Here is a 21,473-nt window from a genome sequence, read left to right as displayed (position 1 = left end):
CTTCCTACACGGAAAGATTCAGAGTGCCAGAGCGGAAAAAATCCGGTTAGTTCCAGTTGCAGCGTCGAGAAATTGCGAAGGACACCGGGTGGATAAGGGCTCAATTCAAATCGGCAAGGCGGCCCTTTGGATGACAGGGGCCATTCTGTCATTTTCCTCAATGGCAGTGGCCGGGCGAGAGTTAAGCCTGCATCACGACACGTTCGAAATAATGATGTATCGCAGCTTTGTGGGCATCGTAGTGGTCGCTCTGGTGCTGAGCGTATCCGGCAAATGGCATCAGGTTACAACCCAGCGACTGGGCCTGCATGCGGTGCGCAATGTGCTGCATTTCACCGGGCAAAACCTGTGGTTCTATGCAGTCGGAGTGATTCCCTTGGCGCAGGTCTTTGCCCTGGAATTCACGCAACCGATCTGGGTGATCCTTCTGTCGCCTCTGCTGTTGAAGGAGCGTCTGACGCCGCTGAAGATGCTGGCCGCGCTTATAGGCTTTGCCGGTATCTTGATTGTCGCGCGTCCCGGCACCGCACCAATAAGCCCAGGGCTGATAACTGCTGCAGCGTCTGCAATTTTCTTCGCGTTTACAACGATTACCACGAAAAAGCTAACGCGCTTTGCTAGTATCGGCTGCATCATGTTCTGGCTGGCGGTAATGCAGGCCGCACTCGGCGCAGCAGCGGCCGGTTTGGATGGTCAGATCGCACTGCCAAACGCCCAGACCGCACCGTTTCTGGTTCTGGTTGGATTGGCCGGGTTGCTGGCACATTTCTGCATTACCAATGCCTTAGCCATCGCGCCTGCAACGGTGGTCGTACCGTTCGACTTTGCCCGCCTGCCCACAATTGCGGTGGTTGGCATGCTTTTGTACCATGAGCCAATTGATCATTGGACCATGCTGGGCGCCGCAGTAATTTTTTCCGGTATATTTCTGAATGTCTGGTCCGAAAATCGTAACAGTTTAGCAACAGTCCATAAGTCTAGTTGCAATAAGTAACGCTCCGTCACCCGTTGACCTTAAACTAATCGAAAAGAAAGTATCGGGCACCAATCAGCGGGTCAGTGTCAAACACACTCAGTTTTTAATCACGAAAGCCCGCATCGAAAGCAAGGGAGGACAGCAATGAAAAAGGCACTACTCGCCACATGTGCGCTGTGCGTGGGGGCAACGGCAGGCTATGCAGGTGGTCTGGACCGCAGCGGTCAAGGCATCAATCTGATCTTTGAAGAAGGTTCCGTGGTTCAGTTCCGGTTGGGGTACACTGACCCAAGCGTCAGCGGCACGCTCGGTGGCGTAGATTCTGGAAATGTAAGTAACAGCTTCTTTACGCCGCATTTTGGCTACAAGACCTCGCTAAGTGAAAAGCTCGACTTTGCAATCATGTATGATCAGCCATTTGGCGCTGATATCGAATATGCTTCTACATACCCTCTGTCGATCAATCCAGCGGCACCCGGTGACACACTGAACGCCAGCGCGGATACCGATGCGATCACCGGCTTGTTCCGTTACAAGTTCGATAATGGGTTCAGTGCGCTGGCCGGGCTTCGCATTCAGCGTGTCGAAGCCAATGTGAACGTTCCGGTGGTCGCTGGCTACAACGTTCAGACCGATGCAGATACTGCATTTGGTTATGTGGTTGGCGTCGCTTGGGAGAAGCCTGAAATCGCAGCCCGTGTCGCACTGACCTACAACTCAAAAATCTCACATGATTTGTCTCAGACCGAGACCAGTCTTTTGACCGGCTCCGCCGCAACGACCACAGAGATCGAAACACCGCAGTCGGTCAATCTCGATTTCCAAACCGGGGTAGCACCAAAAACACTTTTGTTCGGATCTGTGCGCTGGGTTGACTGGCCTCAGCTGGATTTTGCGCCGCCAACCTATGTAGGCCTTACTGGAAACAGCCTTGTAGACTATGAAGATGATACATTTACCTACACGCTTGGCTTGGGTTACCAATTCAACGACGAATTCTCGGGTGCGGTAACGCTAGGATACGAATCTAAAGGCTCTGAGCCAGTTTCCAACCTTGGACCGACCAACGGCTTCTGGAGCATCGGACTGGGTGGTACGTATTCGCTTGAAAAGGCCAAGATTTCGGGCGGTGTGCGTTACACAGATATCGGAGATGCAATCGTTGACGGTGCTGGTCCCGGCGCTCGGGCCAACTTCACCGGCAACAGCGCTTGGAGCGTTGGATTCCAGGTTACCTATCAGCTGAATTGATCAGTCCAAATCGCAAGTCTAAGGCCCTGCCCACCCGGCGGGGTCTTTCTTTTTCGCAAGAACCGGGTCGCGACGCCTGTCATCAAATGACAAGTAAAGGCAATGGAACCGCAAAAACATCTCTCACCCCGAGCTTGGGCCGAACTGCTGTTGCTCGGTCTGATCTGGGGCGCGTCCTTTGTTGCGATCCGCATCGCTCTGGACACTATCCCGGTTATGACTTCGGTGCTGCACCGGACCTTCTGGGCCATGGCCGTGCTATGGTTGATTGTCTGGATCAAAGGCATTGAGATTCCGAGAAATCCAAAGGTTTGGCTCGCGTTCCTGATCATGGGCCTTTTGAACAACGTCATCCCGTTTTCACTGATGGCCTGGGGGCAGCTTTACATCGACACCGGCCTGACTGCGATATTGAACGCCGCAACCGCAGTCTTCGGCGTATTGGTCGCCGCGCTGTTCTTTAAAGACGAACGGCTGACACCAAACCGGTTGATCGGTGTGGTCCTGGGGTTTCTCGGCGTCTCAATTGCCATCGGATTAAGCAGTTTCACCGGTTTCAATCTGCAAAGCCTTGCCCAACTGGCCGTGCTGGCGGGCACAGTCTCTTACGCATTTGCCAGCGCGTGGGGCCGCAAACACTTGTCAGGTCTGTCTCCTATCCTCGCGGCTGCTGGAATGCTGACGGGGGCAACCTTACTGATCCTGCCAATCAGTATAATACATGACGGGCTGCCCACACTTGCCCTCCCGGCAGTGACATGGGCTGCCATCGGATACTATGCGATCATCGCAACGGCGGCGGCCTATCTGCTCTACTACCGCGTACTTGCCATGGCAGGCAGTGGAAATCTGATGCTGGTAACCCTTGTGATCCCGCCGGTTGCCATCGTTCTTGGCTCGCTTTTGCGGGACGAAGCGCTTGGCGCAAACGCCTATATCGGCTTTGCGATCCTTGCACTGGGTCTGCTGATCTTGAACCGCCACGGCAAGCATGATTGACGCGCCCCCTCGCCCGTTCTAGCAAAGGCGAAACAAAGGGACAGCGGATCATGATCTACGGCTCGGCAAAAGACTGGCGCACAGCTGCGCGCAAGAAAGTGCTGTTTTTCGGCATGTCGGGCTTGGGCAAAACCTACGTGTCCAACATCCTGCGCGATTCAGGCGATTGGTTCCACTACTCGATCGATTATCGGATCGGCACACGATATATGGGCGAATACATCACCGACAACGCCAAGGCCGAGGCGATGAAAGTGCCCTTTCTGCGGGACCTGCTTCTGTCGGATTCCATTTATATTGGCTCGAATATTTCGTTCGAGAATTTAACCCCCGTGGCCGCCTATTTGGGAAAACCGGGCGATCCGGCCAAGGGTGGGCTCGAAATGCCCGAATACCGGCGCCGCCAGGAACAGTTTAGATTGGCCGAAATTCACGCCTTGCTGGATACCGAATATTTTATCGATCGCGCTCAGCGCCTGTATAACTATCCTCACTTCATCTGCGACACCGGTGGCTCGATCTGCGAGTGGGTCGACCCGGACGACCCTTCGGATCAGGTGATGACTGAGTTGTCAAAGCACACGTTGATGATTTGGCTCAAAGGTGATGAAGAGCACACGGCCGAGCTAATACGCCGCTTCGACAAAGCCCCCAAGCCGATGTCCTATCAGTCCGAGTTCCTGAACCGCAGTTGGACTGAATACCTGGATCAGCAAGGCTGTTCCGAGGCTGAGGTCGATCCCGACGCCTTCATCCGCTGGACCTATGCCCAGGCGCTGGCCCACCGCCAGCCAAGATATGCCGCGATGGCCAAAAACTGGGGCATCGCCCTCACTGCAGCCGAGATCGGTGGCGTGCGTGACGCATCTGATTTCGATGAGTTGATCGAAGGCACCCTTGAGGCTCAGCCCAGGAAAGCCTAGTTAGCAGTTTCCGTTACACTTATTGAAGCCTGAACCGATGCCGATCAAAATCCCATCTGACCTGCCCGCCTATGATGTCCTGACTGAGGAAGGCGTCATGGTCATGGCCGAGGATCAGGCGATGCGGCAGGACATCCGGCCCTTACGCATCGGGTTGTTGAACTTGATGCCCAAGAAAATTCAGACTGAAAACCAATTTGCACGATTGATCGGGGCGACACCGCTGCAGATCGACCTGTCGCTGATCCGCATGACGGAACACCGGACCAAGAACACGGCTGCCGCGCATATGGCGGAGTTTTACCGCCCGTTTCAGGAGGTGAAGGATCAAAAGTTCGACGGCCTGATCATTACCGGTGCCCCGATTGAGCATCTGGAATTCAACGATGTCACCTATTGGGACGAAATCAGCGAAGTGTTCGAATGGACGCAAACCAATGTGCATTCCACCTTCGGCGTTTGCTGGGGTGGAATGGCGATGATCAACCATTTCCACGGCGTGAAGAAACACATGCTGGATGCAAAGGCCTTTGGCTGCTTTCGGCACCAGAATTTGAACCCGGCCTCGCCATTTCTGCGCGGGTTTTCAGACGATTGCGTCATCCCCGTCAGTCGCTGGACCGAGATGAAGCAGGCTGAGATAAATGCCGCACCGGGTCTGAACATCCTGTTGGGCAGCGATGATGTCGGCCCCTGCCTGGTTGAAGATCAAAAGCACCGTGCGCTCTATATCTTCAACCATTTCGAATATGACAGCGATACGCTAAAGCAGGAATATGATCGAGACGTGGCCAATGACACGCCAATCAATGTGCCGATCAACTACTACCCGGATGACGATCCTGCACAAACGCCACAGAACAGGTGGCGTAGCCATGCGCATCTTCTTTATGGCAACTGGATCAACGAAATCTACCAGACAACACCGTTCGATATGGATCAAATTGGCCGCTAAAATACTGATATCATTTGCCGTACTCCTGCTGGGCTTCGCCATTTTTACAACTTGGCGCAGCACCCAGATCGAAGCTCGGGCCGAGGCTGCCTTCCCCCCCGAAGGTCAGATACTGGATGTTGATGGGATAGCGGTGCATGCCGTTGTGATGGGCACAGGGCCGGACGTGGTGTTGATTCATGGCTCCAGCGGGAACACTCGTGATATGACCTTTGCGCTGGCTCCGATCCTTGCGCAACAGTATCGCGTGATCGTGTTCGACCGCCCCGGCCTGGGCTATTCGGCCAGCTTCAACCCGGATGGCGAAACTATCATCGAACAGGCCGAAATCCTGCAAAAGGCCGCGGCGCAGCTTGGGGCAGAGAAACCCATTGTCGCGGGGCAAAGCTATGGTGGATCGGTTTCCCTGGCCTGGGCTGTAACACAGCCCGACAACATTTCAGCCCTTGTTCTGATTGCACCTGCCGCAATGCCCTGGGAAACGCCTTTGGATGGCTTTAACCGCCTAGCCTCAACCCCAACTGGCAATGCTCTGGCCTTGCCGTTGATCACATCCTTTGTTCCAAACTGGTATGTGGACCAGGCGATGGATCAAGTCTTTGCCCCGCAATCCACGCCAGAAGGCTATGCTGCGCATTTCGGACCCGAACTGACGATGCGCCGCGCATCTATGCATGCCAATGCCAAACAGCGAGCAAATCTTCTGGACGAAGTCGCCGCGCTACAGCCGCGCTATTCAGAAATTTCGGTTCCGACCGAGATCGTGCACGGAACGGCGGATGACACCGTTGGGCTGGAGTGGCATTCCCACCGTCTGATTGACCAGATACCGGGGGCTGAACTCATCGAACTTCCGGGGATTGGCCACATGCCTCAGGTGGTCGCAGCTGATGCGGTCGCAGCAGCAATTGATCGCGCTGCAAAACGCGCGGGTTTGCGTTAAACGGTCAGCTAATCCATAGTAACTTATGGATTTATCATGAGGTGAGGCATGGCCCGGACCGAAAAAGACGCGATCACGGCCTATTTCAACAAGAAAGCCCCCAAGGACGTACGTACGCTGATCAAGACGGCCGAAAAAGGCGATATCCTGAACCCGACCTACCCGTATGCTCAAAAGATTAAGTCGAAAGACTATGAGTCTCAAATCGATGCGCTGCAGATCGAACTGGTCAAGATGCAGTCTTGGGTCAAAGAAACCGGCGAACGCGTAGCGATTATCTTCGAAGGCCGTGATGCTGCGGGCAAAGGCGGCACAATCAAGCGGTTCCGCGAAAATCTAAACCCTCGGGGCGCACGCAACGTTGCGCTGTCCAAACCCTCGGACGCCGAGCGCAGCCAATGGTATTTTCAGCGCTACATCCCTCATCTGCCTGCCGCAGGCGAAATCGTGTTTTTTGATCGCAGCTGGTACAATCGCGGGGTGGTTGAGAATGTCTTTGGCTTCTGCACGCACGAAGAACGGGAACGCTTTTTTCGTCAGGTCATTCCGCTAGAAACCGGTTTGGTCAATGACGGCATTCGACTGTTCAAATTCTGGCTAAATGTCGGCCGGGCCGAGCAGCTCAACCGGTTTTTGGCAAGAGAAACCGATCCGCTAAAGCAATGGAAACTCAGCCCGATTGACGTGGCCGGTCTGGACAAGTGGGATGCATATTCGGAATCGATCTCCGAAACCTTAACCCGTTCACATACCGAGAAAAGCCCCTGGACCATCGTCCGATCAGACGACAAAAAACGCGCTCGTATTGCGGCCATCCAGACGGTTCTGCATGCATTGGATTATGATCAAAAAGATCGCAAGGCTTTGGGTAAGGTTGACCCAAAGATCTGCGGCGGGGCAGAGATATGGGACGCTTAAACAAAAAAGCACAAATCATCGATATTCGACACCACACCAAGTAGTTGGACGGCAAGCCGCCAGTCGACTATGTCAATGGTTCTGGAATACTGAAAACAACCCTGAGGCCGGGATGACGAAACGCGGGTACCACCACGGAAACCTGAAACAAGCCTTGATCGAGGCCGCGTTGTCCCTGATCGAAGAAAAGGGACCAACTGGCTTTACCCTGTCCGAGGCTGCCAAAACCGCCGGTGTCACACCTGCCGCTGTCTATCGCCATTATCACGGGCGCGAGGACCTGATAGCCGAAGCGGCAAAACAGGGTTTTGAGATGTTCGCGGACCTAATGCAATACGCCTATGACCAGGGTCAACCTTCGGCCTTAGCGGCGTTCGAGGCCACAGGGCGCGCCTATCTGGCTTTTGCCAGAAAACATCCGGGCCACTATATTGCGATGTTCGAAAGCGGCGTCTCATTGAACCGCACGCCCGAGCTGTCGCTGGCAGCGAACCGTGCCAAATCCGTGCTGGAAAAAGCAGCTGCAGATCTGTCTCAGCATATTCCGCCCGAAAAGCGCCCGCCTGCCTCGATGTTCAGCGCGCATATCTGGGCCATGAGCCACGGCGTGGTCGAGCTTTATGCCCGCAACACGGGCGCGACATCACCCTTCCCGCCCGAGGATTTGCTGGAAAGCGGTATCGGCATCTATCTGCGAGGTTTGGGTCTGGTCCCGCAGGACGATTGATTGGTTCAGATGCGCCCGCTGCCCTGAGGAACACTCAGCCCAGACGTGACATTGATCAGGTCCATGTCACCCATTCCCTTGATCGCAACGCGCCCGATATCCGACACTTGAAACTCGTCAATCAACGCGTATTTCATCTCTTCCGGGGCAACAATATGCATCGGGTTTGCAAAGACCTGAAGACGCGCAGCTGTGTTCACCGCAGGCCCGAACACGTCGTAAACATATTTCTGAATGCCTACGACCGACCCGACAGCCGCGCCCATTCCCAGACCAATCCGGGCCTGCCATTTATGCGGATGGCTTTCATTTCGACGCTCGAGATATCGCAGAAAGCGCACGGCGCAATGGGCTACAGAGGTTGCGTGATCAGGCGTGGCGTCCGGCATCCCGGAAACGGCCAGATAAGCATCGCCAATCGTCTTGATCCGTTCACATCCGAACTGCTCGACAATCCGATCAAAGGCCGTGAATATATCGTTTAATTCGCTGAGTGTGACAGTTGGATCGGTTCTGGCGGCGAAATCGGTGAAGCCGACAAAATCCAGCATCACCACCGAGACTTCTTGGTACAACTGAGGCGTCACAACGCCGAAGGTTTTGAACTCTTCATAGACCGCGCGCGGCATGACGTTCAGCAGCAGACGCTCGACCCTCTCTTTTTCACGCTCCAACTCACGGGTATTGCGCTCTACCATGGTCGAGTAGCTGTCGATCATGCTTTCAAGCTCACGAATGCGAGTGATGTTCTGGCATTCAACAATCAGCAGTTGGTCTGACAGTTCATTGGTCAGCGAAACGGTGACCGCAAAGACCAGTGTCCGGCGCTTTGGTTTGATCTTTAACTCAACAGAGTAGCGTAGTCCGGACTGTTTCACATCATCCAGTTCACGCAGATCAAGGTCAGGGATAAGGTCCAAAAGCGTCTGTTTCTTTTCGGGCGTGCCGAACCATTCCGAGAAAGGACCGTTATGAAAGACAAACTTCAGGTCCGACGCCCGCACGATCGCTACGCCGACCCCGATCGCGCGTAAAAGTTGTTCATTGATGGCATGAATGCTCATGCAGCGTGCCGTACCACTATGATTGAACGTTTGTTTTCAATCGCGCCAAGGGCCGTTTGGATATCCTGAGCGGATACACCGTGCATCTCCAAAGCTTCACCAAACAGCGCAGCCATCTCGTCAAAATCCGCATGCGTAATATTGAGATGGCTGTGAACAGCCTTGATCCTGTCATCGCTGAATGAAGCCGGGCCGCCGATTAGTGAGGATACAAACTTGGTCTGATGATCAATCAATCGAGGCATATCGATATCTTCGAAATAGTCCCCGATCTGGTCGGACTCTAACGCCATTTCATAAAATGACATCACCACCCGGCTGATCGTTTTGAAACCACCGTATTTCTCATAAAGCGTCTGTGCCACACGAATACCCGGGTGCTACCTTTGAATAACACCATGAGACTACATCAAATTAATGGTATTGTTAACGTTTAACGGGTCAATGCACCTGCAACCTGTGTATCTGCTGAAAAACGTGACATCGAATTGTGAGTCAGCGCCTATCTGGTTCCGTGTGTTTGATCATATGCGGACACAGCAGGTTGCACATGTGCTGATCGCGCTTCATCGCCCGGATCGTAGATCTCGATCAGCAAGGGATAGCACGCGGCGGTGTCCGACGAATGCTCTGACGAACAATCCCCGCCAGGACAGGCTGACAGGCCAACGGTCACGTCGATTTCGGCATAAAATTCAAGATAATCGCCCGGGCGCACCGGGCTGGCCTTCATGAAATACTGCCCGGTTTCCTGTGTGAATCCGGTGCACATGAAAACGTTCAGTACATCGTGTACAAGCATCTCGGCTTCGTGCAAGGGCAGTTCACGATGCTGGGCCAGCGTGCGTGTCAGGTTCGAATGGCAGCAATAGTGGTAGTCATGGCCCGACAGCAAACGCCCTGTGTACGGATCGCACCGCGTGCCAATCACATCATGGAGAGAGCCACCAAAAGCGTCGAACCCGTACCAATCCAGCGTATCGTCAACGATAGTGGCCATCGGGCGCAGGAAAGGAAAGCTGGACCACATCCGGTCACCCGTCGACAAATGCGTGCCATGCAACGCGCGGGTTTTGCCGGAATAGAACCGCTCTGACAGGTTATGGGTATTCCACAGGTTCAAATCCCCAACCTGCGGGCCTTCGACCGAGACAATCCGGAAAAAGGCACCGGCAGGCACGTCGATACAGGCAGCATCGCGCGGCGCAGCTGTCACCTCAGCCGATTTACGGGCTGTTTCGCGCAGTGCCTTCAACCCATTCAGATTGGGCTGCACCAAGCTGTCAGGCGGGTAGCAAATGACCGGCTGAATGGCCTGACGCGCCGCCGCATCAAAAGGCGCTGCGTGTTTGGGATTGTCAGATTTCATAGGCTACCTCCGGACCAAGTACCGATTGTTCCGTAACTAGTTAGCTTAGTTTCTGATCGACAACCATGCCTGCATCAAGCTGCTGAAAGAAACACATACCCAAAGCCGCCTACACGCCAATCGAAGGTTCCTATCAGCAAGGGATGATGGCGGAGAGACAGGGATTCGAACCCTGGAGACGGTTTCCCGCCTACACACTTTCCAGGCGTGCGCCTTCGACCACTCGGCCACCTCTCCGTGAGCGGGATACTTGAACCATCGTCAGAGGATTTGCAAGGGGCGAATAGCGCGAAAACTCAACCTTTCACAGGCAGCTCTGAAATCGGGCTAAGGCTCATCTCCGTCACCGTCAGACAGGTCCGCCTGGGTCAGATCGGCGGGTTTCGAAGAGGCCTGTCTGAGTTTCTCCTCAGGCTTGGCAACAGGCGATTGCGCTTGCAGCACCTCTGGGTTCCGCAGCCAGAGGTCACGCTGAGCGAACGGAATCTCGATGCCCGCTTCGGTGAAGCGTCGGTTGATTTCGTGGTTCATGTCGGATTTCACCGACAGCACCCAGTTCACATCCCGCAGAATGGCACGGATTTCAAAATCCAGCGAATCCGCACCGAACCCCTGGAAAACGACGCTGGGCGCTGGGTTCGCCAGAACCATGGGATGTGCGTTTGCAATCTCACCCAGGATCGTTTCAACCTGCTGTGTATCGGTGCCATAGGCGACACCCACGGGCACGATAACGCGGCCAATTGTATTGCCTCTTGTATAGTTGGTAACCACGCCGGAAATCAGGTCCGAGTTGGGGACGATCACATCTGTACGGTCAAATGTTTCGATCCGCGTTGACCGGACCGAGATGTCGCGCACATAGCCCATCATTCCGTTTACATCGATCCAGTCGCCTTTGGAGATCGGCCGCTCAACCAACAGGATTATGCCCGAAACGAAGTTCGACACGATAGTTTGCAGACCAAACCCAATACCGACAGACAGGGCACCCGCGACAATAGCAAGCGATGACAGATCAAAACCTGCCACCATGATTGCAACCAAAGCCGCCAGGAAAATCCCAACATAGCCTGAACCTGCGACAATCGCGTTCTGCCCACCCGGATCGATACTGGTTTTGGGCAGCAACGAGTTTCGCAACCCGCTTTGCAACAATCGTGTCAGCCCATACCCGATCACAAATACGGCGACAAAGGTCAGGAAGTTACTGGGCGAAATTGTAATCCCGCCGATGTTGAACCCTTGCAAGAGGCGCGACCAGACTTCCAGCAAGTCCGTTTCACGCGCGCCCCAGTAAATCGCCAAAATCGGCAACGCCAATATCGACAGGGCAAACCCGACCAAAACTGCGAACAAAGAATCCCGCGCGGCATCGCCCTGCCCTGTGATCCAGCCATAAACCTGGCTGATAAAACGTTGGATGATGACCAATGCAGCGATCAGAATGAGTGTCTTAACAGCAGGGAAGACAATGGCCTCGGCTGCGTTGATATAGCCAAAAATCGCCAGAAAAGGCGTTGTGATACCCAACAAGAAAACTGCGCGGCGTAAGAACTCGAGCACTTGGGTGAAACCGGCGCTGCGCACTGTGCCCGCCTGATCGGACCCTTCAGACCGTATGTCATTGGTTCGAATTTGCCGAACACGTAGCAGCAAAAGCGCAGTGACCACGATCACCGGAAAACTGACAACGGCGCGGGTCGCATCAGAAATGTTTTCGATCTGCTCGAACAGCAATGCCAACTCGTGCAGGATCAACATGATCGCTAGAAGATCAATGTAGATGCGCAATTCTGTGATTCTGGCAGGGGAAATACGCTTAAAGTCGTTCGCTGCGCTCATCACGTAGATCTGACGGCCAATCCAATCATAAAACAGAATGATCGCAGCCCAATAGGGAATCTCATCCAGCAGCAAAGTACCCCTCAGACCAAGAACATCGGTCATGTCGATGGCTGTCACGATGGCGACGACCCCGATCCAGGGCAGAACAATCCGAAGCAGAGAAATCACAAAGGTCCATGCGCCTGCACCCCTGCCGCCGAGCCTGCGCAAATAGTCCCCGCCTTTTTCGGACCAATGCTTACCAAAGATCAGCAAAACAGCGGAGAGCACCAGCAATATAAAGATGCCTAAACCACGATCGGTGACCTGTTCGCGAACAACGTCTGTTCGCATGTTCTCGACCGTTTCATTGATGAGGCTGCGGAAGGCCTCTTTGACGTCCACCCACGCCGGACCCCAATAGACCGGATTGATCGGAGACGGCCCTTTTTCAAGCAGTTGTTTTTTCTGACGCTCGCGAAGGATCTGATCAATTTCGCCGATCAGCCCGTTTGCACGACTGAATGCTTCTTCAGATATGATCCTTGGGACCCGCAGCTTGTTGAGCTGGTTTTCGAGATGCTCGCGCAACGCAGCGATGTCTTCAGGTTCTGAGGCATCGCCTTCAGGCTTGGGGCCCAGGGCCTTTAACTGGCTTTCAAGCGTCTGTATCCGCTCTGTGTTGGCGCCACGCGCCCTGTTAAAATCTTCGCGATATCCGTTAATTTCCGAGCGCAAGTTCTCCATTGCGGCATTCGATGCTCGGTTTGCATCAATCACCGCCTCGGCACGGTCCGCCGTTTTAATCCAACCCTGATAATACTCACTCTGCCTGTCGGTCAGTTGCGCGGTAGCCGCGCCAACGAGCCCGAACATACAAAAGATCAGCAGCGTCAGACACAGGCGGACCTGTTGCAGCATTAGATATCCTCGAAAACGCCGGGGATTTTACGGGGAACTTCGGTCATCCAATCAGGCACCGGCAGTTCTTTTTCCCGCAGGAATTCCGGGTTGAACAGTTTCGACTGATAGCGCGTGCCGTAGTCGCACAGAATGGTCACAATGGTATGGCCCGGCCCCAAATCCTTGGCCAGACGCACTGCGCCCGCCATATTGATCGCGGTTGATCCGCCCATGACCAGACCTTCTTCGCGCAGCAGATCGAAGATATAAGGCAAGGCTTCGTTGTCGGTCATCTGATAAGCGAAATCGGGTTTAAACCCTTCGAGGTTCTTGGTGATGCGCACCTGCCCGATGCCTTCGGCGATCGAGCCGCCCTCCATCGCGATTTCTCCGGTGGTGTAGTAGGAATACAACCCCGCGCCCATCGGATCGACCAGACCGATCTTCACGCCTTTGGGCTGCAACGCTTCCGCCACACCGGCCAATGTACCGCCCGACCCGACCGCGCAGACAAAACCATCCACCTTGCCGTCGGTCTGTTCCCAAATCTCGGGCCCAGTGGTTTCCACATGCGCCTGACGGTTGGCGACGTTGTCGAACTGATTGGCCCAGATCGCGCCATTGGGTTCGGTCTTGGCCAGTTCTTCGGCCAGGCGGCGCGAATAGTGGACAAAGTTATTGGGATTGCGATACGGCGCGGCGGGAACTTGCACCAATTGCGCACCCGCAAGGCGCAGCATGTCCTTCTTTTCTTCTGATTGAGTTTCGGGGATCACGATCACCGTCTTGAACCCCATCGAAGCACCGACCAGCGCAAGGCCTATCCCGGTATTGCCCGCGGTACCTTCGACAATCGTGCCACCGGGCTTTAGTTCACCCCGGGCTACCGCATCGCGAATGATGTAAAGCGCCGCGCGGTCTTTGACGGACTGACCTGGGTTCATGAACTCGGCCTTGCCGAGGATCTCGCATCCGGTCTCTTCACTGATGCGTTTCAGCCGGATCAGCGGTGTTTTCCCGACTGCGTCGGCAAGGTCTCGTGCAATGCGCATGGCGCCCTCATGTCATTTGGTATCAGGCAAGATTTACAGCCGCGCTGCCGCAACCACAAGCGCGATAGTCACCCGCGCAGCCGGTCCCGGTGGCGGGCCAACCAATGGGCTAAGGACAGAAGCGGCAAATCCTTGAACGCATGGCTGTCTACAAGGTCGATGAATTCGGAATAAGGCACGATCCGGGTGCGGATATCTTCGCCTTCGCTCGCCAAACCGCCCGTATCCGTGGTTTGGGTCAACTCCCCTAGTCCGACATAAAGATACAGGTACTCGGTCGAGGATCCGCTGGACGAATAAGCCCCGCCTGCAAATTCCAATGTGTCAAAGGTGACACCGGCCTCCTCCAGCGCTTCGCGATATGCGGCTTGTTCCGGTGTTTCACCCGGATCAATCATGCCCGCGACAGGCTCCCACATCCAGGGTTCTGGGTCTTCGATCAGGAAAATCGGTGTCCGAAACTGTTCGACCAGCAGGACCGCATCGCGCACAGGGTCATAAGGTAAAACGACCACCGCACTGCCCTGCAGCAAGCTGTTGCGGTTCAGAACCGGCCCCATTGATCCGTCATGCTGGCGAATTTGAAGCTGGATCTCCTCCATTCCGAAATAATCGACATAGGCCCGGCGGTGTCCGTGGACGATCACGTCCTGCGCGATGTCACGCGGATCACCAGTGCGCCGCTGTCGGGCGAACAGCTTAGCCCAGGCACGGGTTTGGATGGCGGGCATGCTGCGGGTCATCTGCTTTGGGTCGACTCTGCCGAAATAGGCCATCTCCTCTTCGGCGGCGAGGGCCGTAACGGGCCCCAGTCTTTCGGCCCATCTTTCCAACGACCACAAACCCGAAGGAACCCAGACGCCGGGCGCTGGAAAGAACACCTGAGCCTCTGCCGGCGTTCCATCTGGCAAAGCAACGCTCAGCGTTTGCAGATCATAGTCGAAACCGCCTTCGTAGAACGACAACCGCGCCAGATCGACCTCGCTTAGTCCACGTATCAGCAGGCCGTCGGCTTGTGCACCCGATACGCGTTGGATCATCGGGAAATCCTGACCCTGTACCGCGTGAACAGCGTGATCCGCAAGGATTGCTGGTGTGATGCGCAAATCCTCCGCGGAACGGCCCAGGACACACTCCAGCAGCGGGACATAGCGAAGGGTGCCGTAAAAGAACAAATCTGACACGGAGAGGCTTTCTATTTGGAGTGACGGGTCAGCGCCAGCGGCGGCTAGCGATTTCGGTTGCAAGCCCAGACAAAACAGACCCAACGGCTAGGGTGATCAGGATTTCAGGCACCAGCAGAAGCTTTCCATAATCGACTCCGATCACGAAGATCGCCTTTACAGCCTCGAAGGGGCCATCATACCGGTTGCGCATGGCCAGGCGGAACATCTCGTAACAGCCCTGCACAAACAACGCCCAGAACACCAGCGAGGCCACTCCGGTCAGACCATTGTTGATCCCCGCCGTCCATCCGCGCCCGGCGCGCTTGCCCATGATCTTCCACCCACAGGCAACGGCCAGCGCAATGTTCACAAGGGTGAAGTAGCCATAGTCTTTGCCCTCTTCGCCATTCTCGATGATCATGGTCGACACCAGAAAGGCCACCACCACCAGGCAAAGGGCGGCAACTAGACGAGCGGCTGTGGGCATTGCGTATTCCGTTCCTTAACTGGGCTTTGCTATGGTGATCTGTGTCACATCGCAATTGCCTGTGTCAAAGGCAGCGCCACATGCGGTCAAATAATAATTCCACATGCGGCGGAAACGCTCATCAAACCCCATGTCCGAGATCTGATCCCATTTGGCGTTGAACGTGTCATACCAGCGGCGCAAAGTCAGGTCATAGCTTTTGCCGAACTCTTTCGAACGCACCAAGTTTAGTCCCGCCAGATCGATTTGCTCACGTAAAACCGTAGGCGATGGCAGCATACCGCCGGGAAAGATATATTTCTGAATGAAATCAACGCCATTCTTATAGTAGTCCCAGCGGTGATCGCCAACTGTGATAATCTGTAGCGTCGCCTGCGCTCCGGGTTTCAACCGCTCGCGCACCGTATCGAAATAGACAGGCCAGTATTTCTGCCCAACGGCCTCGAACATCTCGATCGAGGCGATACCGTCATATTGCCCGGTTTCATCCCGATAGTCCTGCAGCTTCAGATCAACCATATCGGAAAGCCCAGCCTTTTCCATGCGTTGCTGCGCAAACTTCAACTGTTCTTGACTGATAGTCAGGCCGGTGACCCGAAGGCCACGCTCTTTCGCGGCATATTCGGCAAAACCGCCCCACCCGCATCCGATCTCAAGCACATGATCACCGGGTTTCACGCCCATTTCGTCAATCAGGCTGGCATATTTGGCGGTTTGCGCCTTTTCCAGACTCTCCTGCCCGGTCTCGAACAAGGCGCTTGAATAGGTCATCGTATCATCAAGCCAAAGACCGTAGAAATCATTCCCCAGATCGTAATGATACGAGATGTTTTTCTTGGCCTGAGCCCGGTTGTTCCGATGCAACCAGAACCGCAAACGTTCATAGGCCTGAACAAGGAATTTGCCCGTAAACCCGTCATAAACCGTTTCCGAGCCCAGATGCACCAAATCCATGAAAGAACGTAGGTCCGGCGTGCTCCAATGCCCTTCTAAATAAGCGTCCGAGAATCCAAGCTCGCCTTCGCGGATCAAGCGTGCAAATACATCGGGATCATGAATTTCTACGGCGGCAATAGGGCCCGGTTTTGCACCTTCGGTCCGAAACACACGCCCGTCAGGCAGTGTGATGTCCAATCGCCCGGCCTCCATCTTGCCGAGCATTTTGAAAACTTGAGCAAAATATCTGGGCAGGTCTTTCTGCCCCTCGGTCGATGTCAGGGTCATCCGCTCTCCCCTCTGCGGTGTTTGATGCAGGCTAGGACGGGTTTTTGTTTCTTGCAAGTTTTCAGTTCCTTACTGGTTTTTTCGGCTGTCATACGCAGACAGAGCACGGGCGCGGCCTTCGGCCAGTTCAACAACAGGCGGCGGATAGGATTGCCTTGCATCCAGCCCCCAGGACCGGGGAACCGCATCGAAATATGACAGGGCCGTAGGGGTTGGGTTCGAACGATCTTCGGCGATCCAGCGATCCAGATATTTGCCTTGCGGATCAAACTTTTCCTGCTGGGTCAGCGGATTGAAGATACGGAAGAACGGCGCGGCATCGGGGCCCGATCCGGCCACCCATTGCCAGCCCATCGCGTTGCAGGCCGGGTCCCAATCAATCAGGCAATCCTCGAACCAGCACATGCCAATCTTCCAATGGGTCATCAAATGCTTGGTCAAATAGCTTGCAACAATCATCCGGGCGCGGTTGTGCATTCGGCCTGTCACATACATCTCTCGCAGGCCTGCATCGACCACCGGAATTCCGGTTCTTGCCTTCTTCCACGCTGTCACCTCGGGGTGGTCCGCGTCTGTGTTCCACGAAAAAGCATCCCATTCAGGCCGCCAGTTACCGCTGAGCAGATGCGGCGTGTGGTACATCAGATGATAGGCGAACTCGCGCCACACCAGTTGTCTAAGAAAGCTACCAGTACCCGAAACCCCCAGCATTGCCGCGCGCTGCACCCTGTGCCATGCGCTCCGTGGCCCGATCTCACCCAGCGAAAGGTATTCTGACAGGTTTGAGGTCCCATCGATATCCAGCCGATCCCGGTCATCAGAATAGCGCGCGACACGGTCAAGAAACCCGTCCAAATGATCGAATGCGGCGCTTTCGCCGGGCTGGACATAGGGGCGCACAATCTGCGCACCCTGGTCCATGGGCCTCGCCAAGTTCCAGTCAGCCAGGGTGTCGCTCTGAGGCCAGTGCGACGGTGCGGTCAGGCGCGTGACGGCCGCATCAGACTCTGGCAGGTCTCTCCCCTGCACCGCGCGCCACATCGGCGTGAACACGCGAAACGGTTGTCCGGTTTTGGTGGCAACGGTCCAGGGTTCGAACAACAGATGACCTGAGAAGGACTTCGCGCATACGCCATCCTCGGTGAGCTTCGTCTTTATGTTGGTATCACGTGCAATCGCATCCGGATCGTAAGCGCGAGACCAGTAAATCTCGGACGCCCCTGTCTCGGCAATCACCGCGCGCAACTGCGCCAACGCATCGCCGCGCCGAAAGATCAGACGGCTGCCAATCTGTTCTAAGCTTTGGGAAAAGGCATCCAACCCCAGACCCAAACGCCATTTAGGGGCGGCCCCCAGCGCTTCGGCCAAAGGATCAAGGATGTATACCGGCACCACTGGGCGACCTGTTTGCGCAGCAGCGGACAGCGCCGGATGATCGGACAGGCGCAAATCCCTGCGAAACCAAACGATGATCGGAGAGTGCTGTGACGACATAGCCAGCCTGTTGTTTTCTTCGCACTACGAAACAGGTCTGAAAGTGGATCACAAAACGCGGTCAAGCGCCTCCAGTAATTGATCAATTTCCTGTTGTGAAGTGTAATGCGTGAAGCTGACCCTCAGGACACCCATAGCCGGATCGACACCCATCGCCTGTAACGGGCGCACCGCGTAGAAATCGCTTCCACCAGCCATTACACCATATTTCGCCAGCTCCGCAGCAACAGGCTCTGCTGGCCGTCCTAACGAAAGTGCAACCGTCGGTGCGCGGCGCGTTGCATCCGAGGGGCCGATCAGACGCACGGTGTTACGGGTTTTCAAAGCATCCAAAACCGGTTGCAGCAACGCTTCTTCATGGGCGCGCATCAGGTCATGCACAAATGCACCTTGCTCTGCCGCGCCTTGTTTTGGGCCACCGTGATGCAGACAAAGTTGTTCGATGTAGTCGGCCATCCCGGCGCTCGCTGCAATCTGCGCGTGGTCTGGCCCAGCCGGTGTGAACCGTTTGTACAGGACATCACCGTTGAAATAATGTGCCTGATTGGGCAACAGCTCGCCCAGCCCCCGCCGAATGACCATACAGCCCTGATGCGGGCCATAGGTCTTGTAGGCGGAAAACAGGTAGATATCCGGCCCAAGATCGCCAACATTCGGCAGCCCGTGCGGCGCATAAGAGACGCCGTCGACACAGACAAACGCGCCTGCGGCATGGGCGATCGCGGTGATTTCGGTCACCGGGTTGATTTCACCCACCACGTTGGAGCAATGCGGAAAACAGACAAGGCGCACCTTCTCATCCAGAAGGTTCTCAAGGTCCTTAGGGTCCAGCGCGCCGGTGTTAGGATCGATCTGCCATTCCCGCACCTCGACCCCGGCATCCGCAAGCCGCCGCCAGGGCCCGGAATTTGCCTCGTGATCCTGATTGGTGACCACTATCGCCTCACCCGGTTTCAGCCATTGCCGGAAGGCCTGCGCCAGAACATAGGTGTTTTGCGTGGTCGACGGGCCAAAGCTCAGCTCGTCTGTCTCAACGCCCAGAATGGCGGCGAGTCGGGCGCGCGCCTCGTCCATCTCGGCGCCCGCGAGCTGACTGACCTCAAACGGCGCATAGGGTTGAACCTTGCGCTGGGTGTAGAACCGGGTCAGCCGGTCGATGACGGGCTGGCAGGTATACGACCCGCCCGCGTTTTCAAAGAAAGCCTGCCCCTGCAAACCGGATTCGGAAAAGGCTGGGAATTGCGCCCGCACGAAATCAATATCCAACGGTGGCATGGTCGGTCCCTCCCCTATGTGTTTTCGATTGATCGCGCAGCGTCAGCCCTGAACCTTGGTATAGGTCCCCTCACCGGCCAGAATGCCCCGGAAGCCGCCGGGCTCATCCAGTCCAAACACGATCAACGGCAGGTTATTGTCCCGCGCCAACGCAATGGCCGAGGCATCCATGACCCGCAAGCGTTTCGCCAGAACGTCATCATAGCTGACCGTGTCATAGCGCACGGCATCCGCGTGCTCTTTGGGGTCTTTGTCGTATACACCATCGACCCCGTTCTTGCCCATGAATATCGCCTGACAGGCCATCTCATTGGCGCGCAGGGTCGCGGCGGTATCGGTGGTGAAATAGGGATTGCCGGTTCCGGCGGCAAAGATGCAAACCCGTTTCTTTTCCAGATGTCGCACGGCGCGACGGCGGATATAGGGCTCGCATACCTCATCCATGCGAATGGCAGAGATCACACGGGTGAACACCCCGATCTCTTCCAGCGCCGACTGCATCCCCAGCGCATTCATGACGGTGGCCAGCATGCCCATGTAGTCTGCCGTTGTCCGCTCCATCCCTTGAGCTGAGCCGCTGAGGCCGCGGAAGATGTTACCCCCGCCGATCACCATGCAAATCTCAACGCCCAGATCATGGACCGACTTCACTTCTTGCGCGATGCGCTGCACAGTTGGCGGGTGCAGGCCGAATCCCTGATCCCCCATCAGCGCCTCGCCAGAAATCTTCAGCATAACGCGGTTATACTTGGGTTTCGTGATGTCGGTGGATGAGGTCAGGCTCATATTGCGCTCCGGGCTGGCACGGGTTTATTTTCCGGCGCAAAATGAAGCAAAACCTCCGCAGGTTCAATGCGGTTGGTCAGGAATAAGACACCCCGGTATGGCCCAGCACACCCAAGCACAGATTTGGAACGATTTGCCCCCAATCGAAGACGGCAAACCCGTTCTGATCGCAGGCCCAACCGCATCGGGAAAATCCGAGCTTGCGTTGCGGATTGCCGAAACCTTTGGGGGGGTCATCGTCAATGCGGATGCCAGCCAGGTCTATGACTGCTGGCAAGTCATCTCGGCCAGACCATCGGCTCAGGACGAGGCGCGCGCGCCGCACAAGCTGTATGGTCACGTCGCCCATGACCAAAGTTATTCCACCGGACATTGGCTGCGTGAGGTCACGCCGATGCTTTCGGGCGATGAGCGCCCTATTATTGTTGGCGGTACCGGGCTTTACTTTACAGCCCTGACCGAAGGCATGGCAGAAATCCCTGCTACTCCGCCCGAGGTTCGGCAACAGGCGGATCAACTGCCCCTGTCAGACCTGATCAATGACCTAGATGCGGTTACCTTGGCCGGGCTCGACACCAACAACCGCGCGCGCGTCCAGCGCGCGTGGGAGGTTCAGCGTGCCACCGGTCGCAGCCTGAACTCCTGGCAGGCGGATACTCCGCCGCCGGTCTTGCAGATCGAGGACTGTACCCCATTGGTCTTTGACGTCGATAAAGCGTGGCTGCTGAATCGGATCGTCCTTCGGTTTGATCAAATGCTGGAAAAAGGCGCTTTGGACGAAGTGGCGGCCATGCGCGAACGCTTCGATCCTGCGTTGCCAGCCTTCAAGGCGATCGGCGTACCCGAGTTGATGTCGTTTCTAGAGGATCAGATGACCTTGGACCAAGCCCGCGAGCGCGCCACCATCTCAACCCGACAATTCGCAAAACGACAGCGCACCTGGTTTCGGGCCCGAATGAAGAACTGGAATCGGCTATATATCTCAAAGTGATATGACGCGAGTTTGTCATGGGCCTTCTCGCAGATAGAATCAGCGTCTTCCATGTTGGCCCCTTAGGCCAAACGTCACCTTAAATCGACACAAGCGGCATCCAGAGCCCGCTTGAATCCGGTTATTAACAAAACAATCACCTC

General features: G+C 55.6%; 20 protein-coding genes and 1 tRNA gene. 9 read left to right on the top strand and 12 right to left on the bottom strand.

The features are described 5' to 3' along the window. Positions 1-88 precede the first annotated feature (88 nt). The 8 genes from ACR0KG_RS08045 to ACR0KG_RS08010 all read left to right on the top strand — a co-directional run bounded on the left by ACR0KG_RS08045 (position 89) and on the right by ACR0KG_RS08010 (position 7,692). Positions 89-994: a DMT family transporter gene (locus tag ACR0KG_RS08045; RefSeq protein WP_480547247.1), complete on the top strand. Its 906-nt coding sequence runs from the start codon at positions 89-91 to the stop codon at positions 992-994. A gap of 126 nt (positions 995-1,120) precedes the next feature. Continuing rightward, positions 1,121-2,227 carry an OmpP1/FadL family transporter gene (locus ACR0KG_RS08040; protein WP_480547245.1) on the top strand — a complete coding sequence of 369 codons (1,107 nt, stop codon included), beginning with the start codon at positions 1,121-1,123 and terminating at the stop codon, positions 2,225-2,227. A gap of 102 nt (positions 2,228-2,329) precedes the next feature. Next, complete coding sequence (locus ACR0KG_RS08035) at positions 2,330-3,226, top strand: DMT family transporter (RefSeq protein ID WP_480547243.1); 897 nt, start codon at positions 2,330-2,332, stop codon at positions 3,224-3,226. A 50-nt stretch (positions 3,227-3,276) separates the two neighbouring features. Beyond that, on the top strand, positions 3,277-4,149 hold the full coding sequence (locus tag ACR0KG_RS08030; protein ID WP_480826944.1) for an ATPase: 873 nt from the start codon (positions 3,277-3,279) through the stop codon (positions 4,147-4,149). A 37-nt stretch (positions 4,150-4,186) separates the two neighbouring features. Then, positions 4,187-5,104 carry a homoserine O-acetyltransferase MetA gene (metA, locus tag ACR0KG_RS08025; RefSeq protein ID WP_480542924.1) on the top strand — a complete coding sequence of 306 codons (918 nt, stop codon included), beginning with the start codon at positions 4,187-4,189 and terminating at the stop codon, positions 5,102-5,104. Next, positions 5,094-6,047, top strand: a complete 954-nt coding sequence (locus tag ACR0KG_RS08020; RefSeq protein WP_480542922.1) for an alpha/beta fold hydrolase — start codon at positions 5,094-5,096, stop codon at positions 6,045-6,047. Before metA ends, ACR0KG_RS08020 begins: the two co-directional genes overlap by 11 nt. 48 nt (positions 6,048-6,095) lie before the next feature. Continuing rightward, a complete protein-coding gene (gene ppk2 / locus ACR0KG_RS08015) occupies positions 6,096-6,965 on the top strand; it encodes a polyphosphate kinase 2 (RefSeq protein ID WP_480826943.1) in 870 nt (289 codons plus the stop codon). Positions 6,966-7,077: 112 nt separating this feature from the next. After that, complete coding sequence (locus tag ACR0KG_RS08010; protein ID WP_170530110.1) at positions 7,078-7,692, top strand: TetR/AcrR family transcriptional regulator; 615 nt, start codon at positions 7,078-7,080, stop codon at positions 7,690-7,692. A gap of 5 nt (positions 7,693-7,697) precedes the next feature. Here ACR0KG_RS08010 and ACR0KG_RS08005 read toward each other — a convergent pair whose 3' ends face one another. The 12 genes from ACR0KG_RS08005 to pyrH form a co-directional block, all read right to left on the bottom strand. Further along, a complete protein-coding gene (locus ACR0KG_RS08005) occupies positions 7,698-8,756 on the bottom strand; it encodes an adenylate/guanylate cyclase domain-containing protein (protein WP_480826942.1) in 1,059 nt (352 codons plus the stop codon). Then, the gene (locus ACR0KG_RS08000; RefSeq protein ID WP_480542917.1) at positions 8,753-9,121 is read right to left on the bottom strand and encodes a group I truncated hemoglobin; all 369 of its coding nucleotides are present in this window, start codon (positions 9,119-9,121) and stop codon (positions 8,753-8,755) included. Before ACR0KG_RS08000 ends, ACR0KG_RS08005 begins: the two co-directional genes overlap by 4 nt. Before the next feature lie 137 nt (positions 9,122-9,258). Further along, positions 9,259-10,125 carry an urea carboxylase-associated family protein gene (locus ACR0KG_RS07995; RefSeq protein ID WP_480547235.1) on the bottom strand — a complete coding sequence of 289 codons (867 nt, stop codon included), beginning with the start codon at positions 10,123-10,125 and terminating at the stop codon, positions 9,259-9,261. Positions 10,126-10,272: 147 nt separating this feature from the next. Continuing rightward, a tRNA-Ser gene (locus ACR0KG_RS07990) sits at positions 10,273-10,362 on the bottom strand. Between the two features lie 90 nt (positions 10,363-10,452). After that, positions 10,453-12,873 carry a DUF3772 domain-containing protein gene (locus ACR0KG_RS07985; protein WP_480826941.1) on the bottom strand — a complete coding sequence of 807 codons (2,421 nt, stop codon included), beginning with the start codon at positions 12,871-12,873 and terminating at the stop codon, positions 10,453-10,455. Beyond that, the gene (locus tag ACR0KG_RS07980; RefSeq protein ID WP_170530120.1) at positions 12,873-13,907 is read right to left on the bottom strand and encodes a cysteine synthase A; all 1,035 of its coding nucleotides are present in this window, start codon (positions 13,905-13,907) and stop codon (positions 12,873-12,875) included. Before ACR0KG_RS07980 ends, ACR0KG_RS07985 begins: the two co-directional genes overlap by 1 nt. A 68-nt stretch (positions 13,908-13,975) precedes the next feature. Beyond that, the gene (locus ACR0KG_RS07975) at positions 13,976-15,091 is read right to left on the bottom strand and encodes an NUDIX domain-containing protein (protein WP_480826940.1); all 1,116 of its coding nucleotides are present in this window, start codon (positions 15,089-15,091) and stop codon (positions 13,976-13,978) included. A 28-nt stretch (positions 15,092-15,119) separates the two neighbouring features. Further along, entirely contained in the window at positions 15,120-15,560 is a 441-nt protein-coding gene (locus ACR0KG_RS07970; RefSeq protein WP_480542910.1) for a TrgA family protein, read from the bottom strand. Between the two features lie 15 nt (positions 15,561-15,575). Further along, entirely contained in the window at positions 15,576-16,784 is a 1,209-nt protein-coding gene (locus ACR0KG_RS07965; protein WP_480542908.1) for a class I SAM-dependent methyltransferase, read from the bottom strand. A gap of 69 nt (positions 16,785-16,853) precedes the next feature. Next, positions 16,854-18,278 carry a cryptochrome/photolyase family protein gene (locus tag ACR0KG_RS07960; RefSeq protein WP_480826939.1) on the bottom strand — a complete coding sequence of 475 codons (1,425 nt, stop codon included), beginning with the start codon at positions 18,276-18,278 and terminating at the stop codon, positions 16,854-16,856. 48 nt (positions 18,279-18,326) lie between these two features. Next, positions 18,327-19,553 (bottom strand): aminotransferase class V-fold PLP-dependent enzyme, encoded by a 1,227-nt coding sequence (locus ACR0KG_RS07955; protein WP_480547223.1) that lies wholly within the window; start codon positions 19,551-19,553, stop codon positions 18,327-18,329. Positions 19,554-19,595: 42 nt separating this feature from the next. Beyond that, complete coding sequence (gene pyrH / locus ACR0KG_RS07950; RefSeq protein WP_353007164.1) at positions 19,596-20,339, bottom strand: UMP kinase; 744 nt, start codon at positions 20,337-20,339, stop codon at positions 19,596-19,598. 97 nt (positions 20,340-20,436) lie between these two features. Between pyrH and miaA the strand changes: the two genes are divergently transcribed. Then, entirely contained in the window at positions 20,437-21,330 is an 894-nt protein-coding gene (gene miaA / locus ACR0KG_RS07945) for a tRNA (adenosine(37)-N6)-dimethylallyltransferase MiaA (protein WP_480547221.1), read from the top strand. The last annotated feature ends 143 nt before the right edge of the window (positions 21,331-21,473 follow it).

It is taken from the genome of Ruegeria sp. H4 (assembly GCF_056533065.1).
This window is presented reverse-complemented; position numbering and strand designations above follow the sequence as displayed.